The 18,342-nt window shown below is 56.4% G+C and carries 12 protein-coding genes, 1 tRNA gene and 2 rRNA genes (1 of these 15 only partly in view); 10 read left to right on the top strand and 5 right to left on the bottom strand.

Going from position 1 to position 18,342, the window contains the following annotated elements; genetic code table 11:
• The 3 genes from AGA_RS09420 to AGA_RS09410 all read left to right on the top strand — a co-directional run.
• A 23S ribosomal RNA gene (locus AGA_RS09420) occupies positions 1 to 316 on the top strand (it extends 2,425 nt beyond the left edge of the window).
• Positions 317 to 428: 112 nt separating this feature from the next.
• Positions 429 to 544: ribosomal RNA gene (rrf, locus tag AGA_RS09415) — 5S ribosomal RNA — on the top strand.
• A gap of 53 nt (positions 545 to 597) precedes the next feature.
• A tRNA-Met gene (locus AGA_RS09410) sits at positions 598 to 675 on the top strand.
• A 154-nt stretch (positions 676 to 829) separates the two neighbouring features.
• On the opposite strand, the gene AGA_RS09405 is transcribed toward AGA_RS09410, so the two are convergent.
• Positions 830 to 1,720 (bottom strand): LysR family transcriptional regulator, encoded by an 891-nt coding sequence (locus AGA_RS09405; protein ID WP_059024032.1) that lies wholly within the window; start codon positions 1,718 to 1,720, stop codon positions 830 to 832.
• A gap of 153 nt (positions 1,721 to 1,873) precedes the next feature.
• Between AGA_RS09405 and AGA_RS09400 the strand changes: the two genes are divergently transcribed.
• The 7 genes from AGA_RS09400 to AGA_RS09370 all read left to right on the top strand — a co-directional run bounded on the left by AGA_RS09400 (position 1,874) and on the right by AGA_RS09370 (position 12,214).
• Positions 1,874 to 2,833: an MFS transporter gene (locus tag AGA_RS09400; protein ID WP_197556475.1), complete on the top strand. Its 960-nt coding sequence runs from the start codon at positions 1,874 to 1,876 to the stop codon at positions 2,831 to 2,833.
• Positions 2,834 to 2,930: 97 nt separating this feature from the next.
• Positions 2,931 to 4,454 (top strand): IS21 family transposase, encoded by a 1,524-nt coding sequence (gene istA, locus AGA_RS09395; protein WP_059024568.1) that lies wholly within the window; start codon positions 2,931 to 2,933, stop codon positions 4,452 to 4,454.
• On the top strand, positions 4,444 to 5,223 hold the full coding sequence (istB, locus tag AGA_RS09390) for an IS21-like element helper ATPase IstB (RefSeq protein ID WP_025437151.1): 780 nt from the start codon (positions 4,444 to 4,446) through the stop codon (positions 5,221 to 5,223). Before istA (AGA_RS09395) ends, istB (AGA_RS09390) begins: the two co-directional genes overlap by 11 nt.
• A gap of 89 nt (positions 5,224 to 5,312) precedes the next feature.
• The gene (locus AGA_RS09385; RefSeq protein WP_059024028.1) at positions 5,313 to 7,241 is read left to right on the top strand and encodes an N-6 DNA methylase; all 1,929 of its coding nucleotides are present in this window, start codon (positions 5,313 to 5,315) and stop codon (positions 7,239 to 7,241) included.
• A complete protein-coding gene (locus tag AGA_RS09380) occupies positions 7,238 to 8,452 on the top strand; it encodes a restriction endonuclease subunit S (RefSeq protein ID WP_059024026.1) in 1,215 nt (404 codons plus the stop codon). Before AGA_RS09385 ends, AGA_RS09380 begins: the two co-directional genes overlap by 4 nt.
• Positions 8,449 to 11,502 carry a type I restriction endonuclease subunit R gene (locus tag AGA_RS09375; protein WP_059024024.1) on the top strand — a complete coding sequence of 1,018 codons (3,054 nt, stop codon included), beginning with the start codon at positions 8,449 to 8,451 and terminating at the stop codon, positions 11,500 to 11,502. The genes AGA_RS09380 and AGA_RS09375 overlap by 4 nt, the downstream gene beginning before the upstream one ends.
• Complete coding sequence (locus AGA_RS09370) at positions 11,492 to 12,214, top strand: M48 family metallopeptidase (RefSeq protein ID WP_059024022.1); 723 nt, start codon at positions 11,492 to 11,494, stop codon at positions 12,212 to 12,214. Before AGA_RS09375 ends, AGA_RS09370 begins: the two co-directional genes overlap by 11 nt.
• Positions 12,215 to 12,792: 578 nt before the next feature.
• Here the strand turns inward: AGA_RS09370 and istB (AGA_RS09365) are convergent.
• From istB (AGA_RS09365) to AGA_RS09350, 4 genes are all read right to left on the bottom strand, one after another.
• Complete coding sequence (istB, locus tag AGA_RS09365) at positions 12,793 to 13,572, bottom strand: IS21-like element helper ATPase IstB (protein ID WP_025437151.1); 780 nt, start codon at positions 13,570 to 13,572, stop codon at positions 12,793 to 12,795.
• Positions 13,562 to 15,085 (bottom strand): IS21 family transposase, encoded by a 1,524-nt coding sequence (gene istA, locus AGA_RS09360; protein WP_059024568.1) that lies wholly within the window; start codon positions 15,083 to 15,085, stop codon positions 13,562 to 13,564. The genes istB (AGA_RS09365) and istA (AGA_RS09360) overlap by 11 nt, the downstream gene beginning before the upstream one ends.
• A 90-nt stretch (positions 15,086 to 15,175) precedes the next feature.
• Positions 15,176 to 16,366, bottom strand: a complete 1,191-nt coding sequence (locus AGA_RS09355; protein ID WP_059024021.1) for a hypothetical protein — start codon at positions 16,364 to 16,366, stop codon at positions 15,176 to 15,178.
• A gap of 1,452 nt (positions 16,367 to 17,818) precedes the next feature.
• Positions 17,819 to 18,265 (bottom strand): DUF1493 family protein, encoded by a 447-nt coding sequence (locus AGA_RS09350; protein ID WP_059024019.1) that lies wholly within the window; start codon positions 18,263 to 18,265, stop codon positions 17,819 to 17,821.
• Between the last annotated feature and the right edge of the window lie 77 nt (positions 18,266 to 18,342).

Genomic DNA, 18,342 nt, shown 5'->3' with positions numbered 1-18,342 from the left:
TACGTGAGCTGGGTTTAGAACGTCGTGAGACAGTTCGGTCCCTATCTGCCGTGGATGTTGGAGATTTGAGAGGATTTGTCCCTAGTACGAGAGGACCGGGATGAACATACCTCTGGTGCACCGGTTGTCGCGCCAGCGGCACAGCCGGGTAGCTAAGTATGGACGGGATAACCGCTGAAAGCATCTAAGCGGGAAACCCACCTCAAAACTAGATCTCCCTGAGGGTCGTGGTAGACCACCACGTTAATAGGCCAGATGTGGAAGCGTGGTAACACGTGCAGCTAACTGGTCCTAATCACCCAATAGGCTCACTCTCACACCATCTGAAAAGATGGCCCGTGCACAGAAATCATCCATAACCGCGTCACACGCTAAAACACCAAAACGCACCAACCGCATCCACACACCCTAAAGGGTGGTCTGGATGACCTGGTGGCCATGGCGGGGAGAGTTCCACCCGATCCCATCCCGAACTCGGCCGTGAAAACCCCCAGCGCCTATGATACTGCGGCTTAAGCCGCGGGAAAGTCGGTCGCCGCCAGGTCTTCCAGTCTACCCTCACAAATCTTCTCATAACAAAATCAACACAATCACCATCGCGGGGTGGAGCAGCCCGGTAGCTCGTCAGGCTCATAACCTGAAGGTCACAGGTTCAAATCCTGTCCCCCGCAACCATGCATTATCTAATATCATCAGCATGTTAAGCCGTCCGTAAGGGCGGCTTTCTGCGTTTGGGATATACGCGCAGGATGCACATAGGATGCAAATGGGAGTGAAACTCCAGCGTAGGTTGGACTGATTTCACGTGTGCGTGAACACTGGAGCGCGGTCATTTGGACGGGAACAGATTCGCCGTCATGAACTCGATAAACACCCTGAGCTTCGGTGAGAGATAGGGGCTGGACGGCCACAGAAGACGGAAGACCCCCGAATGTTCGGTATGGTCGGACAGCACAGGAACGAGGTGTCCTGTCCTGAGATGCTCGTAAAGCACAAAATCCGGGAGGCTGACGATACCCAGGCCGGCTTCGGCCATGCTGATCAACGGCTCCAGCGCCGAGGCAACGACGGTTGCCGGTGGCTCAATAGTCCCAGCCATGCGATCCTGCCGCAGGGGCCATGCTTCCAGTTTCCCGGTGGTGGGATATCTGTGGCGCAGGCAGGCATGATGCGCCAGATCAGCCGGTTTGATGGGTATCCCACGGCAATCCAGATAGGCGGGGCTGGCAACCAGCCGGTGATGGAACGTACCGACGATGCGGGTCATCAGGCGTGAGTCCGCGGCATCTCCGGTTCGGAGAACCACATCGAAGCCTTCGCCGATGACATCCACGAGACGATCGCTGAAATCAAGATCGGGCTCGATCTCAGGATAGGCCTGGATAAAGGCGTTGACCGCCGGCATCAACAGCATGCCGACCATGGGGAGGCTCACGCGCAGACGTCCCGATGGTGTGGCGTGTGTATCCGCCAGTTCCTGTTCTGCTGCCTCGACCTCTCCCAGAATCCGACGGCAGCGCGCCAGAAAGAGATGACCTTCCTGGGTCAGCGTGATCGTTCGCGTGCTGCGATGAAACAGCCTGACGCCGAGACGCCCTTCAAGACGGGCAATGGCCTTGCCGACCGCAGAGGCAGACAGGCCCAGTTGATGACCAGCGACCGTGAAGCTGCGTGTTTCGGCGGCCTGAATGAAAATGGGAAGAGCACCCAGACTGTCCATCGCATGATCCGGCTATTGCGGACATCTCTGTCCATTGTGTGTGGAACTATAGCCTGATTAATCCGGAGCAGGGACCATCTTATCGTGAGGGCAACGAGGGGCCAGAGCGGCAGACAGCTCTGCGCCACGGCATGCTTTGAGATGGATGACTCCATGACCTCAGAAACCACAGAATGCAACCTGTCCACATCGGAGCGCCTGCCGTTGGCGGGCCTCCTGGCCCTAGCCACATCTGGCTTCATCACCATCCTGACCGAGGCTCTGCCAGCAGGCCTGTTACCGCAGATGGGTAGTAGCCTGAACGTATCGGATGCGATGGTCGGACAGCTTGTCACACTTTACGCAGTCGGTTCCCTTGTCGCGGCCATCCCGCTGACCAGCGCCACGCAGGGCTGGCGACGGCGCAGATTGCTGCTTCTGGCCATTGGTGGCTTCGCTGTCGTCAATACGGTCACGGCCGTCTCAACCAGCTATATTCTGACCCTCGTCGCCCGTTTTCTGGCAGGGGTATCGGCCGGACTGCTGTGGGCGCTGCTGGCGGGCTATGCCAGCCGGATGGTGGCACCCGCCTTGCAGGGACGGGCCATCGCTGTTGCAATGGTCGGGACACCGCTTGCCCTGTCATTCGGCATTCCTCTTGGCACTCTTCTCGGGACGGTTGTGGGGTGGCGTTACACTTTCGGTATCATGACCGTGCTGACCGTCGGGCTGCTGGGCTGGGTCGTGGCTGCGGTGCCGGACTTTCCCGGCCAAGGTCAGGGACGACGTCTGACGCTCAGGCATGTGTTCCTGATGCCGGGGGTGCGGACAATCCTGTCTGTCACGCTACTGTTCGTCCTGGCCCATAATATCCTCTACACATATATCGCGCCTTTCCTGCTGCAGGTCGGCATGGGCGGACGGGTGGATATGGTGCTGCTGGTATTCGGTCTCACCGCTCTGGTCGGGATCTGGCTGATCGGCGCCCTCATCGATCACTGGCTGCGGGCGCTGGTCCTGGCGAGTATTGCTCTTTTCGTGATCGCAGGCTGCACATTGGGTTTTGCAGGGACCAGTCCGATTGCAATTTACATCGGAGCCGGTCTGTGGGGGCTGGCTGTTGATTTTCACTGAGAACTGACCCGGGTAGGGCGGAAATTTTCATCGAGATTTGACCCATGCCTTCACACTCCCCGGCATCATCTGCTGGGGGGGTTTTGGAGTGATTGACATGGAGCTTCTGAGTGTGATCCGCCGGTGGCACTGCCGGGATCATCTTCCGATCCGCGAGATCGAACGCCGGACGGGACTGTCACGCAATACGATCCGGAAATATCTCCGGGCACAGAGTATTGAACCGCGGTTCCAGGTCCCCGAACGTCCCAGCCGACTGGACCCGTTTGCTGACAGGCTGAGGGGATGGCTGGTCCTGGAAGCCGCTCGCCCCCGCAAGAATCGGCGCACGGCGCGACGACTGCATGAAGACCTTGTGGCACTGGGTTATGATGGATCCTACGGACGGGTGGCCGCTTTCATCCGGCAGTGGAAACACGAACAGCACCAGGCACGCCAGACAACGGGTCGGGGTGTTTTTGTGCCCCTGTGCTTCCAGCCCGGGGAAGCGTTCCAGTTCGACTGGGGCGAGGACTGGGCGGTCATTGCCGACCGTCGCGTCAAGCTGCAGGTTGCCCACACCAAACTGTCCTTCAGCCGGGCCTTCATACTCAGGGCCTATCCCCTACAGACCCACGAGATGCTTTTTGATGCGCTTACCGAGGCCTTCCGCGTGCTCGGTGGCGTGCCGCGGCGGGGTATTTTTGATAACATGAAGACGGCCGTGGACCGGATTGGGTCGGGCAAGGCGCGTCAGGTCAACCTGCGCTTCATGGCCCTGGCCAGCCATTACCTGTTCGAGCCGACCTTCTGCAATCCGGCAGCCGGATGGGAGAAAGGGCAGATCGAGAAGACCGTGCAGGATGCCCGGCGCCAGATCTGGCAGGATTTGCCCGTCTTTCCCGATCTGGGGGCGCTGAATGCCTGGCTGGAAGCCCGCTGCCTGGACCGTTGGGAACGGCTGCGGCATGCTGGATTGCCGTGTAGCGTCTCCGAGGTCCATGCAAGCGAACGTCCCCACCTCATGGTGCCGGGGCGTCCCTTTGACGGGTTTGTCGAACAGACCAAGCGCGTCTCACCAACCTGCCTGATCCAGTTCGAAGGCAACCGCTACAGCGTGCCGGCCTCCTTTGCCAATCGTCCGGTCAGCCTGCGGGTTTATCCTGACAAGCTGCGCATTATCGCCGAAGGGCAAGTTCTGTGCGTGCATGACCGGATCATCACGCGTTCGCATGGTGTGCCAGGCCGCACGGTGTATGACTGGCGGCATTATCTGGCGGTCATCCAGCGCAAACCGGGCGCCCTACGCAATGGCGCGCCGTTTACCGAATTGCCAGCCGCCTTCCGGACCCTGCAGGATCAACTGCTCAGGCGCCCTGGAGGCGACCGGGAAATGGCTGAAATCCTGGCCCTTGTGCTGCAGCATGATGAGCAGGCTGTCCTCTGCGCGGTTGAACTGGCACTTGAAGACGGCGTGGCGACCAAGACCCATGTTCTCAATACGCTTCATCGCCTGATCGATGCCAAGAGAACCGTGGTTCCCCGGCTCGATGCCCCACAGGCCCTGGTGCTCGAACACGAACCGTGCGCCGATACAGGGCGGTATGACATCCTGCGAAGGGACAGCCGCCATGCGTCATGATCCTGCGGCTGCTTCACTTGTGGTCATGCTCCGTGGATTGCGGATGTATGGCATGTCCCAGGCCACGGCCGACCTCATCGAGCAGGGGGCACCTGCCTTCGAGGCGGCCATCCCCATCCTCTCACAACTCCTGAAGGCGGAACTGGCCGAACGCGAAGTGCGCTCCATCGCCTACCAGACAAAGACCGCCCGGTTCCCCGCCTACAAGGACCTGTCCGGGTTCTCCTTTGCCGATACGCAGGTCAACGAGCCCATGATCCGCCAGCTCCATAGCGGGGACTTCATCGAGCGTGCTGAAAATGTCGTGCTGATCGGCGGTCCGGGAACCGGGAAAACCCACCTGGCGACCGCGCTGGCCATCCAGGCGATCACCCATCACCGCAAGAAGGCGCGCTTCTGGTCAACGGTCGACCTGGTCAATGCGCTCGAACAGGAAAAGACCGCCAACCGGGCCGGGCAGATTGCCGACAGGCTGCTCCGCCTGGATCTCGTGATCCTTGATGAACTCGGTTATCTCCCCTTCAGTGCGTCTGGGGGCGCCCTGCTGTTCCATCTGCTCAGCCGCCTCTACGAGCGCACCAGTGTCATCATCACAACCAATCTGAGCTTCAGTGAATGGGGAGACGTCTTTGGTGACCCGAAGATGACAACGGCGCTCCTCGATCGGCTGACCCATCACTGTCATATCCTCGAGACAGGAAATGACAGCTACAGGTTCCGCGCCAGCACCGCCGCGTCAAAAAACAGAAAGGACAGATCCTCTTCTTGACCGCCCGCCCGACTGTGCCTGAAATAGCATCTGGCTGGGTCAATTCCTGATGAAAAACCCGGGTCAGTTCTCAGTGAAAATCAACAGCCGTGGGGATCAACGCTGCGACCACCCGCCAGCACACCATTTACGACCCCACCTGCGGCTCGGGCTCACTGCTGCTCAAGGCTCATGACGCTGCCCCGGACGGGCTATCGATCTACGGTCAGGAAAAGGATGTCGCCACCTTCGCGCTTGCACGGATGAACATGGTGATCCACAACTGCGCCGATGCCGAACTTTGGCGTGAGAATACGCTGACCAAGCCTTATCACAAGGGGCCGAACGGCCTGCTCAAGCAGTTCGACTTCATCGTCGCAAACCCGCCGTTTTCGGATAAGGCTTGGTCCACCGGGCTGAACCCCGATGAGGATGAGTTCGGGCGCTTCGCCTATGGAACGCCGCCCGCGAAGAACGGCGACTATGCCTATCTCCTCCATGTGCTGGCTTCGATGAAATCGACCGGCAAAGCAGTGATCGTCCTCCCCCACGGCGTGTTGTTCCGTGGCAACGCCGAGGCCGACATCCGCCAGGAACTGCTGAAACGCGGTTACATCAAGGCGATCATCGGCCTGCCCGCGAACCTTTTCTACGGGACCGGCATCCCTGCGTGCCTAGTGGTGCTCGACAAGGAGCACGCCGCCGCGCGCAAGGGCATCTTCATGATCGATGCCTCGAAGGGCTTCGTGAAGGACGGGAACAAGAACCGCCTGCGGGATCAGGATGTTCACAAGATCGTCGATGTGTTGCAGCGCTCGGTTCAAATCGAGGGCTTCTCGCGCATGGTGCCCTCGGCAGAGATCGACGAGAACGACGGCAATCTCAACATCCCGCGCTATATCGATGGATCGGAGGCCGAAGACCTCCAAGACATCGAAGCCCATTTGAAAGGCGGCATTCCGGCCCGCGATGTCGATGCCTTGCAGGAATATTGGGATGTGATGCCTGGGCTGCGCGCCGACCTGTTCGGACCCGGCGACCGCCCCGGATATCTCGCTGCCAAGGTTGAGTCGACCGAGGTGCGCGCCACGATCCACGCCCATGCCGAGTTCGAAGCGTTTGCCGCTACCGTGCGGGGTATCTTCGCTGCATGGCGTGAGGCCAACATCGAGGCGATGCGAAGCTTCGATAAGGGGCATCACCCTACCGACCTGATCCACGCCCTGTCGGAAGACCTGCTGACGCGTTTCCGCAAAGCGCCGCTGGTCGATGCCTATGACACCTATCAGCATATCATGACCTACTGGTCGGAGATGATGCAGGACGACGCCTACCAGATCGCCAGCGAAGGCTGGGATGTGGCGAAGGTGATCCGCGAACTGGTGAAGGACGCCGATGGCAAGTTCACCGAGGAGCCCGACATCGTGCTGGGCAACGGGCGCAGTGCCAAAAAGCTCAAGGCCGAAGTCATCCCTCCCGCGCTGATCGTTGCCCGCTACTTCGCTGCGGAACAGGCCGAGGTGGATGAGTTGGAGGCCAAAGCCGAGGAACTGGGGCGTCAGCTTGAGGAACTGGAAGAAGAGCATTCCGGCGAGGACGGGCTGCTGGTGGAAGCCCAGACCGATGCTGGCAAGCTGACTGCCGCCAGCGTGAAGGCGCGTCTCAAGGCGATCAAGGGCAATGCCGACGCGAAAGAGGAATTCGCTTTGTTGCGACAGTGGTCGGCGCTGTCCGTCGAGCATGGCGATGCCGCGCGGGCGTTCAAGGAGGCGCAAGCCGCACTCAACGCCATGGTGGTCAAGCAATATGCGAAGCTGCCAGATGCCGATTCCAAGGCGCTTGTGGTCGAAGACAAGTGGATTGCGACATTGCGCGAAGCGATGGACGGCGAATTGGATCGCACAGCGCAGGCGCTGACCATGAGGATCAAATCGCTCACAGAACGCTACGCCGCTCCCTTGCCAGAGCTGAACAATGCCGTTGCAGACCTTGAGGCAAAAGTCGCCAAGCATCTTGAACATATGGGGTTTGATGCATGAGCGGCCTCATGGAGAAGGAAATCGATGATCAACGCATCACGGCTGATGAATGGGTTACCCATTATCTCGGGCAATTAGGGTCATTTCTAAAAGGCTCGGGAGTTAGGCGTGATCAAGCGCAATCGGGCAATATCCCATGCGTGAGATACGGTGAGATATACACTACTCATCACAATATAGTTCGTGATTTTCATTCACACATTTCCGCCGAGGTTAGCGCAGAAGCAACGCGGCTTCATAATGGAGACCTTCTTTTTGCAGGTTCGGGCGAGACCAAGGAAGAAATCGGGAAATGTGTGGCATTCGTCGGCCACGAAGAGGCATATGCTGGCGGCGACATTATTATTTTACGCCCGAAAGGAGTGAACTCCGCCTTCCTCGGATACCTATTGAATTCGCCTCCAGTGGTCCGACAGAAGGCAAGTCGGGGACAAGGTGATGCCGTTGTCCACATCAGCGCGGCGGCGCTGGGCAGCATCCAATTGGAACTCCCAAAAATCGATGAGCAGGAGCGCATTGCCTCTGCCCTCAAGGACATCGACGATCTCATCGCCTCGCTCGACGCGTTGATCGCCAAGAAGCGCGACATCAAGCAGGCCACGATGCAGCAGCTTCTCACGGGCAAGACGCGCCTGCCGGGGTTTAAGGAGGAGTGGCCTGAGCGGAAATTGGGCACAGAGATCAAGATGCAGGTTGGTTTCCCCTTCGCATCCCGTTTCTTCAATCGAGGCGGCCAAGGTACGAAGCTCGTTCGAAATCGCGATTTGCATGGAACGCCAGATGACACCTATTACGCTGGCCCGTTTGACGATGATTACCTGATCACAAACGGCGATGTTCTAGTCGGCATGGATGGCGACTTCAGGCCATGTCTTTGGACGGGAGGGGGCGCGCTTCTAAATCAGCGAGTGGGTCGAATTAAGTGCAAATCCGGCAGAAGGGCGCTGTTTTTCTATTACCTTCTAGAACCCCACCTCGCAGAACTCGAAAAGAAGATCGCAGGGACAACGGTGAAGCACCTTTCACACTCCGATGTTGAGAATATCACATGCTGCTTTCCCGAGAATTTAGAGGAGCAATCGGCCATAGGCAGCTTGCTTCGCGATGTGGACAATGAAATTGAAATGCTTGAAGCAAAGTTATCAAAGGCTGCCGTATTAAAGCACGGAATGATGCAGCAACTTCTCACTGGTCGGATCAGGCTAGTATGAGCATTATCGGCCAGATCGAGCGCGCGACCCAGAAGCGGGTGGTGAAGCTGTTCACACAGACCCTCGGATATGACTATCTGGGGAACTGGCACGAACGGCCTAACAACCGAAACATCGAAGAGAGCTTTCTTCGCGCGTGGCTGGCTGGCCAATACGATGACGCGCTGATCACTCGCGCCATTGCCGAGTTGCAGCGGGCTGCGGGCGATAGCTCGCGCATTCCCTACGATGTCAATCGATCCGTCTACGAACTGCTGCGCTATGGGATGAAGGTCTCTGCCGGAGCGGGCGAGAATTACCACACGATCCGCCTGATCGATTGGGCGAACCCCGAAGCCAACCACTTCGCCATTGCCGAGGAAGTGACGGTCAGCGGCGCGGACACCCAGAGCAGCACCAAGCGCCCGGACATCGTGCTCTATGTGAACGGCATCGCCCTTGGCGTGTTGGAACTCAAGCGCTCCACGGTTTCCGTTTCGGAGGGCATCCGGCAGAACCTCGACAACCAGAAGTCGATGTTCATCCGCCCGTTCTTCTCCACCATGCAGCTTGTCATGGCGGGCAACGACACCGAGGGCCTCCGATATGGCACCACGGAAACCCGCGAAAAATACTACCTTCAGTGGAAAGAGCCCGAGGAAGCCCCCGGCCTACCCAGCAGCCCGCTTGACCGCGATCTGATCCATGTTTGCCGCAAGGATCGGTTTCTCGAACTGCTGCACGACTTCATCGTGTTCGACGCAGGCACCAAAAAGGTATGCCGCCATAACCAGTATTTCGGCATCCGCGCCGCGCAGGAGCATGTCCGCGCCCGCAAGGGCGGCATCATCTGGCACACGCAGGGCTCGGGCAAGAGCCTCACCATGGTGTGGCTGGCAAAGTGGATACGCGAAAATGTGCCCAATTCTCGGGTTCTCATCATCACCGACCGCACCGAACTCGATGAGCAGATCGAGAAGGTGTTCAAGGGCGTGGACGAGGACATTCACCGCACCAAGAGCGGCGCGGACCTGATCGCCCGACTGAACGATACAGGTCCGTGGCTGCTCGGCTCGCTCGTCCACAAGTTCGGCGGCAAGGACGAGGATGATGTCGAGAGCTTTGTCGCTGACATCCAGAAGTCGATCATGGCTGGGTTTTCGCCCAAGGGCGATATCTATGTCTTCGTCGATGAGTGTCATCGTACCCAATCGGGGCAACTCCATGAGGCGATGAAGGCTATCCTGCCGCATGCGATGTTCATTGGCTTCACCGGCACCCCGCTCCTCAAGGAGGACAAGAAGACCAGCCTTGAGGTGTTCGGCCCCTACATCCACACCTACCGCTTTGACGAGGCGGTCGAGGACGGCGTGGTACTCGACCTGCGGTATGAAGCCCGTGACATCGATCAGGAAATTACCTCCCCCAAGAAGATCGACCAATGGTTCGAGGCCAAGACGAAGGGCTTGAGCGACCTCGCCAAGGCTCAGTTGAAACAGCGTTGGGGAACGATGAGGGCGGTGCTGTCCAGCCAGTCTCGCCTCGAAAAGATCGTCGCCGACATCCTGATGGATATGGAGTTGAAGGATCGCCTCGCCAGCGGTCGCGGCAACGCCATGCTGGTGTCGGGCAGCATCTACGAGGCGTGTAAGTTCTACGAATTGTTCGAAAAAACGCCACTCAAGGACAAGTGCGCGATCATCACCAGCTACAAGCCCAGCCCAAGCGATGTGAAGGGCGAAGGTGATGGCGAGGGCCTGACCGAGCGTCTGCGGAAATACGAGACCTACAACCGCATGCTCGGGGGCAAGGAGCCCGAAGCCTTCGAGAAGGAGGTGAAGAAGCGCTTCATCGAGTCCCCTGGCCAGATGAAACTGCTGATCGTGGTCGATAAGTTGCTGACCGGCTTTGATGCTCCGTCAGCGACCTATCTCTACATCGACAAGAAGATGCAGGATCACGGGCTTTTCCAAGCCATCTGCCGCGTCAATCGCCTCGACGGCGATGACAAGGAATACGGCCATATCATCGACTACAAAGACCTCTTCCGTAGCATTGAGGGCGCAATCACCGATTACACCTCGGGGGCGTTTGAGGGCTATGACCCCAAGGATGTCGAGGGGCTGTTGGAAAACCGCCTGAAAAAGGCCCAGCAGCGTCTGGATGAGGTGCTGGAAGCTTTGCGGGCTTTGTGCGAGCCGGTTGCTCCTCCGCGCGATACGCCTGCCTTCCTCCACTACTTCTGCGCCGCCGACACCTCGGACAAGGACGCGCTGAAGGAGAACGAGCCGAAGCGCCTAACGCTCTACAAGCTCACGGCCTCCCTGATCCGTGCCTATGCCGAGATTGCCAACGACCTCGAAGAGGCGGGATACGACATCAGCGCAGCCGCAGCCCTCAAGGCTGAGGTCGAGCATTTCGAGAAGGTCCGCAGTGAGGTAAAGCTCGCTAGCGGCGATTATGTCGATCTCAAGATGTTCGAGCCCGCCATGCGGCACCTGATCGACACGTACATTCGGGCCGACGACAGCGAAGTGGTTTCGGCGTTCGATGACATGTCGCTCGTCGAACTCATCGTGGAGTGTGGCGAGGACGCCATTGATGCACTCCCCGAACGGATCAAACGGGACAAATCGGCAGTCGCGGAAACTATTGAAAACAATGTCCGCAAGCTGATCATCGACGAGAACCCGCTCAATCCCAAATACTATGAGCAGATGTCGGACCTGCTCGATGCACTGGTCAGGCAGCGCAAGGCCGAGGCCATCGACTACGCGGAATACCTCGCCAAGATCGTGGAATTGGCGAAAAAGGTCCGCGCGCCCGAGACGGGTGGAAATTACCCTGTATCGGTCAACAGCCCCGGCAAGCGTGCCCTATTCGACAACCTTGGGCAGGATGAGGCACTTACCGTCGCCGTCGATGACGACATTCGGCGGACCAAGAAGGCAGACTGGCGCGGCAATATCTTCAAGGAGCGGGAGGTGAAGAGAGCCATCACACGGCACATCGATGACCCGGCGCTCGCCGAGTTGATCTTCGATCTGGTGGTCAAACAGAATGAATACTGACCAACATCTCAGGGTAGGGGAGATCGATGTCGAGATCGTACGCAAGAAGATCAAGAACCTGCACCTCGGCGTCTACCCTCCCCATGGCCGAGTCCGCGTAGCAGCGCCGCCTGCCGTCAGCGATGAAGCCATCAGACTGGCCGTGGTCACGCGGATGGGCTGGATCAAGCGGCAGCAGGCGAAGTTCGCTGCGCAGGCCCGCCAGAGCGCACGCGACTATGTGTCGGGGGAGACCCATTTCCATTTCGGAACGGCCTACCGGCTCAAGGTGATCAACCGACAGGGGGCTTCATCGGTGAAAATCACCGGGGACCGGATCGAGCTTTCCGCATCTCCCGGTTGTGACCGTGATTTTCGCGAGCGTGTGTTTCAGCGGTGGCAGCGGCAGGAACTTCGCGACCGGGCTGGCCCGCTGGTGGATCACTGGGCTAGAGTATACGACGTTGCCACCCCCGAGTTCGGTATCAAGCGGATGCGCACGAAATGGGGCACATGCAACGCGGCGGCGCACCGTATTTGGCTCAATCTCGAACTGACGAAAAAGCCCCCGGCCTGTATCGACTATCTCGTGTGTCACGAGGTCGCGCATTTCATCGAGGGTTCGCACGGCGACCGCTTCATCACGCTGATGGACCTTCACATACCACGCTGGCGCGTTATCAGGGCAGAGCTTAACAGCGAACCCCTCGGTCACGAGGAATGGGATCATTGATGGCGATGCCCGTATTCGGATGCCCGCTCCTAGCAGAACCTGACTTTCAATGTGTAGTTCTGAAACCGCAGTACTGTCCAAGACCCAGCTACAATTACGTCCGATTGTGGTTGTGGCGAATCGTGATTGTATAGTGAAGGGAAGAGTCTACGCGCTTTCAGCTCAAGACATGGTGTCAATCATGGTATTGTTAGTCTCCAATTTTATAAGCGATTGATAGATAAGAATTTTAAATAATTCTATATAATAGAGTGGGAATTTTAGTTGCGATTATTTTGCGATCTTAAATGTCCGGTTTTTTAAGTATCTATCCGAAACCGGACAGTCCGTTTGCCCCCCCAATTCAGCCGCAACGTAGAGAAACGGTTCCACGCTTGCATGAGTTGAAACGTCTCTCGCCAAGAGGGCAAGAGACGATCAGACTGTCTTTCCGGGAGCAGACGCTGTCCTTGCGTGAGCGTCCGTGGAACACGCCGCGAAAAGACCCTAATGTGTTGATTTTCACTGAGAACTGACCCGGGTTTTTCATCAGGAATTGACCCAGCCAGATGCTATTTCAGGCACAGTCGGGCGGGCGGTCAAGAAGAGGATCTGTCCTTTCTGTTTTTTGACGCGGCGGTGCTGGCGCGGAACCTGTAGCTGTCATTTCCTGTCTCGAGGATATGACAGTGATGGGTCAGCCGATCGAGGAGCGCCGTTGTCATCTTCGGGTCACCAAAGACGTCTCCCCATTCACTGAAGCTCAGATTGGTTGTGATGATGACACTGGTGCGCTCGTAGAGGCGGCTGAGCAGATGGAACAGCAGGGCGCCCCCAGACGCACTGAAGGGGAGATAACCGAGTTCATCAAGGATCACGAGATCCAGGCGGAGCAGCCTGTCGGCAATCTGCCCGGCCCGGTTGGCGGTCTTTTCCTGTTCGAGCGCATTGACCAGGTCGACCGTTGACCAGAAGCGCGCCTTCTTGCGGTGATGGGTGATCGCCTGGATGGCCAGCGCGGTCGCCAGGTGGGTTTTCCCGGTTCCCGGACCGCCGATCAGCACGACATTTTCAGCACGCTCGATGAAGTCCCCGCTATGGAGCTGGCGGATCATGGGCTCGTTGACCTGCGTATCGGCAAAGGAGAACCCGGACAGGTCCTTGTAGGCGGGGAACCGGGCGGTCTTTGTCTGGTAGGCGATGGAGCGCACTTCGCGTTCGGCCAGTTCCGCCTTCAGGAGTTGTGAGAGGATGGGGATGGCCGCCTCGAAGGCAGGTGCCCCCTGCTCGATGAGGTCGGCCGTGGCCTGGGACATGCCATACATCCGCAATCCACGGAGCATGACCACAAGTGAAGCAGCCGCAGGATCATGACGCATGGCGGCTGTCCCTTCGCAGGATGTCATACCGCCCTGTATCGGCGCACGGTTCGTGTTCGAGCACCAGGGCCTGTGGGGCATCGAGCCGGGGAACCACGGTTCTCTTGGCATCGATCAGGCGATGAAGCGTATTGAGAACATGGGTCTTGGTCGCCACGCCGTCTTCAAGTGCCAGTTCAACCGCGCAGAGGACAGCCTGCTCATCATGCTGCAGCACAAGGGCCAGGATTTCAGCCATTTCCCGGTCGCCTCCAGGGCGCCTGAGCAGTTGATCCTGCAGGGTCCGGAAGGCGGCTGGCAATTCGGTAAACGGCGCGCCATTGCGTAGGGCGCCCGGTTTGCGCTGGATGACCGCCAGATAATGCCGCCAGTCATACACCGTGCGGCCTGGCACACCATGCGAACGCGTGATGATCCGGTCATGCACGCACAGAACTTGCCCTTCGGCGATAATGCGCAGCTTGTCAGGATAAACCCGCAGGCTGACCGGACGATTGGCAAAGGAGGCCGGCACGCTGTAGCGGTTGCCTTCGAACTGGATCAGGCAGGTTGGTGAGACGCGCTTGGTCTGTTCGACAAACCCGTCAAAGGGACGCCCCGGCACCATGAGGTGGGGACGTTCGCTTGCATGGACCTCGGAGACGCTACACGGCAATCCAGCATGCCGCAGCCGTTCCCAACGGTCCAGGCAGCGGGCTTCCAGCCAGGCATTCAGCGCCCCCAGATCGGGAAAGACGGGCAAATCCTGCCAGATCTGGCGCCGGGCATCCTGCACGGTCTTCTCGATCTGCCCTTTCTCCCATCCGGCTGCCGGATTGCAGAAGGTCGGCTCGAACAGGTAATGGCTGGCCAGGGCCATGAAGCGCAGGTTGACCTGACGCGCCTTGCCCGACCCAATCCGGTCCACGGCCGTCTTCATGTTATCAAAAATACCCCGCCGCGGCACGCCACCGAGCACGCGGAAGGCCTCGGTAAGCGCATCAAAAAGCATCTCGTGGGTCTGTAGGGGATAGGCCCTGAGTATGAAGGCCCGGCTGAAGGACAGTTTGGTGTGGGCAACCTGCAGCTTGACGCGACGGTCGGCAATGACCGCCCAGTCCTCGCCCCAGTCGAACTGGAACGCTTCCCCGGGCTGGAAGCACAGGGGCACAAAAACACCCCGACCCGTTGTCTGGCGTGCCTGGTGCTGTTCGTGTTTCCACTGCCGGATGAAAGCGGCCACCCGTCCGTAGGATCCATCATAACCCAGTGCCACAAGGTCTTCATGCAGTCGTCGCGCCGTGCGCCGATTCTTGCGGGGGCGAGCGGCTTCCAGGACCAGCCATCCCCTCAGCCTGTCAGCAAACGGGTCCAGTCGGCTGGGACGTTCGGGGACCTGGAACCGCGGTTCAATACTCTGTGCCCGGAGATATTTCCGGATCGTATTGCGTGACAGTCCCGTCCGGCGTTCGATCTCGCGGATCGGAAGATGATCCCGGCAGTGCCACCGGCGGATCACACTCAGAAGCTCCATGTCAATCACTCCAAAACCCCCCCAGCAGATGATGCCGGGGAGTGTGAAGGCATGGGTCAAATCTCGATGAAAATTTCCGCCCTACCCGGGTCAGTTCTCAGTGAAAATCAACAGTTCGCCCACATTTGGTTTGTTCCACGATTTTCTGAGCCAATCGTAGATTTTCGCAGAATCGAGTTCCTCAATTCCCAATTCCGCCATGATGAGAACTAGTGTCCGGGCGAGAAGTGAGGAAGGTCTCCTTTTAGCAGCTTCTAGCGCCACTGATTCACACCATGATCGCACAAAGTCATCCCATGACACCGTGTCCTGACGAAACCGAAGCATAGCCGGAAACTCATAACCGTCGATGTATCTGGCGCGAAAATCACTGTCTTGTGCTAATCGGTAGTCGGTCAGCAGTTTCTTCTCGAAGCGATCACCGTAGTGCTCTCGGTCAATTCCATGGGGACCGCCCTTTAGATAGTCATTAGGTCGCCCTTCCTTCGCGAGTTCCGTCCATACATCGCTCAAGGCCTGCAGGAAAATGGTCTTGCGGCCCTGCTCCCAGTCTTTGTTCTCTCCGCAATTTCTCAATTCTTTGATCTTTGCCCGTCGGCGATCTCCGCTCCTCAACACCATGTCAGCACGATGAGCACGATAGCAGTCATCGGACAGCCAATCGTCAAAATGAGTCCACACGCAGTAGCGGGACTTCCATTGGTTGGTTGTGGCACTTGTCCGCCCATGATCGTCATCCTCAGAAAGTTCGTATGCACTCCCATCTTCTACTTCACGCATATAGCGAAACCGAACGACATTTCGTTCTCCCGGTTCAAGCAGCCCCCTGCTAGAGAACACAGCAGCGACTATGTCCTGCTGCAATCGCTTTTGCAGCACTACGCTTACTGTAAGGAATTGCTGAACGTCGCGATATTTCGCTGCCAGCACCCCTCGTTGCAACCATGCGTCAAAGCCCGGAGCTGGTCCCGGCGTAGTAATCTCGAACTTCGGAAGATGTAGGATAGGAGAGTTGTGCAGTGGACCAACTGTCGTGGCTAATATAACGCTCGGGCTGCTTTCGACAGCGGCGATGACATGTGTCAAGCAATCTAGGATTCCGCTATCTTTACCTGCGGATAAATTGACACTAGCGATCAGTTCAGCATTCCGACTTCCGTGGAACGCGGCTTCGGTCGCATTGGCAGAACCATAAAAAAAGCGCCTCAGGCGACGGAGACGTCCACTGGATTTCACAAATTCAACGTAATAGCCTTTGATATGAACCAGACCAGCAGCCACGCCCAGAGCAACCTTGATGTCGGCAACGCGGGGAGCGGCACGAATAAGTTTCTCGATCTCTATTCTTTGAACACCGTCATCAATGACAATCCTGATTTTTTTGGCGACAGCTTTTGGGCAATTTTTTTAATGAATTTTGGATCGAAATACGGTGCGATAAGTAGAACTATATCAGTTTCATACCCCTCTGGCACCTCAAAGAGGTCATAGCCACTCATAGCGCCCCCCCCCCCCGCAACAAATTTCGGTATTTTAGCGCGTTCAGATCAACGATAAGACGGCATTTTAATACCCATCTTGGACTATGATAACTAGGCAGCGCTGGGAACAAAACCCCTCATTTGAACGGGTTGTTTGCTTAAGGAATAGCTACAGACAGGCGGCCTTCGCCTCATACTGGACATTTCCACGGTTCATTAAATTTCCAAGAATAGACGTTGGGCAAAAAGATAAACCACACTGGTCATTAGAATATTTTTTTTGCCATGTTATATTGTGTAAATATTTCACCAGTCATTGCAAAAAATGAAGAAAATTTTCCAGATGACGTTACCTCCTTTTTCTATGATGCAGATATTTGTCAGTACCTGGCGGGAGAATGGGATAGCAATCTTCCTCAGAAAAGGAAAAATGAACTATCCAATGAAATGAAAAAAATTTGCTCGAATATCTATAAAAGGCAGGAATACTTCAAAGAAAAGTATATCCGAAATAAATTAATTATGCAGGAATTAAATTCCTATGAATTCTAATGATATGGCAGATTTTCGTCTGAGTTCATAAAGTTTTTTCTCTCTCTCGTGATTTGCCTGTCTGCATCAGTGATGCTGGAGCAGGCCGGCGGCAGTCACCTCAAGTCGGATGTTCAAGACACTTTGTCGCATTACGTATAGCGGGCTCGCGTGTGGTATTCTGTCCAGTCAAGGTTCGAATTTTATCGGGTAGCCATGCGGAATAGCGATAGACCGTGCAACAGGTTGCCTATTACTTGTCTGGCGACTTTTGATTGCTCGCGAATGGCGACAGCCCATACCTTCATGACGTCTGTCAGAGGCTTGTTCTGTGTCATATCAAACTGCTCCATCATCTCCATAGTATTTATGTATGTCACGTCATGGGCAGCACCGCCCCCATACCGTTGAGCAACAAACGGATATCTGGCGGGACGGAACTAGCAGTTGCGCTCGGGCGACAAATATCCACGCATCCACCAATTTCCTCAAAGACAGGCTTTGAAACGCAGGAAAAAACAAACTGACACGATTTTTTGTCAACAGAATCCGATTCTGCGATGAAGCCAAAGTATCTTACGATCCACCAGTCGCAAGTGTCGTTGGTAGTGGTGCTCCTGCAAGCATACAACGTTCAGAAAACCCCACGGAATCAATAGATTCGTGGAGTTTCCTTTGTGCGCTGGTTAGATTGAATTCGATAATTCTAAATTGTGCCAGTTCATGTCCAGTTACGAATGCGCGAAAACCACCCTGGTTTTTTTGAAGGGGGTGGATAAACCTGTGTGCCAGCAAGAGATTCAATGCGCGCGCAATTCCAGACACCATCGTCTATTGCTTGTTGGAGCATGGCTAATGTGACTGGCACTGTTGTCAGTTTGCGGACTGGTTTGCCCAGCAAAAGTTGCCAGATCAGAAATCGAAAAAAAACAAAGAAGATAGCAGGGATAATTAATAAAACCTCTGTTTCATCATTAAAATATCGACGAGGATCAAAATCCCCACCCTTGATTGAAAACGTTTCTGCATAGGCTTCCATGAAGTAATGAGCCTCAATTCCATCCAGACCAAGATCTTCTACAATTCTTGTTGACAATTGAATTTCATTTTCAGAAATTTTTTCTTCGTATATTAAGAAATTCTTGAATTTTTCTGCGAGAATATGCATTTAAAAAATCCTGTCTTCAGATTTAACCAGACGATTATATTGCTGAACAGTATTATAAACAATTTTTGATACGTCGT

Origin of the sequence: Acetobacter ghanensis, from assembly GCF_001499675.1 — a bacterium.
Classification (GTDB): domain Bacteria; phylum Pseudomonadota; class Alphaproteobacteria; order Acetobacterales; family Acetobacteraceae; genus Acetobacter; species Acetobacter ghanensis.
This window is presented reverse-complemented; position numbering and strand designations above follow the sequence as displayed.

Bases quoted from the DNA above. Each gene is read 5' to 3' on its own strand.
- istA (WP_059024568.1), bottom strand. From the start codon at position 15,085: ATGGAGCTTCTGAGTGTGATCCGCCGGTGGCACTGCCGGGATCATCTT.
- AGA_RS09375 (WP_059024024.1), top strand. From the start codon at position 8,449: ATGAGCATTATCGGCCAGATCGAGCGCGCGACCCAGAAGCGGGTGGTG.
- AGA_RS09350 (WP_059024019.1), bottom strand. From the start codon at position 18,265: ATGCATATTCTCGCAGAAAAATTCAAGAATTTCTTAATATACGAAGAA.
- istB (WP_025437151.1), top strand. From the start codon at position 4,444: ATGCGTCATGATCCTGCGGCTGCTTCACTTGTGGTCATGCTCCGTGGA.
- AGA_RS09405 (WP_059024032.1), bottom strand. From the start codon at position 1,720: ATGGACAGTCTGGGTGCTCTTCCCATTTTCATTCAGGCCGCCGAAACA.
- AGA_RS09380 (WP_059024026.1), top strand. From the start codon at position 7,238: ATGAGCGGCCTCATGGAGAAGGAAATCGATGATCAACGCATCACGGCT.
- AGA_RS09400 (WP_197556475.1), top strand. From the start codon at position 1,874: ATGACCTCAGAAACCACAGAATGCAACCTGTCCACATCGGAGCGCCTG.
- istB (WP_025437151.1), bottom strand. From the start codon at position 13,572: ATGCGTCATGATCCTGCGGCTGCTTCACTTGTGGTCATGCTCCGTGGA.
- AGA_RS09370 (WP_059024022.1), top strand. From the start codon at position 11,492: ATGAATACTGACCAACATCTCAGGGTAGGGGAGATCGATGTCGAGATC.
- istA (WP_059024568.1), top strand. From the start codon at position 2,931: ATGGAGCTTCTGAGTGTGATCCGCCGGTGGCACTGCCGGGATCATCTT.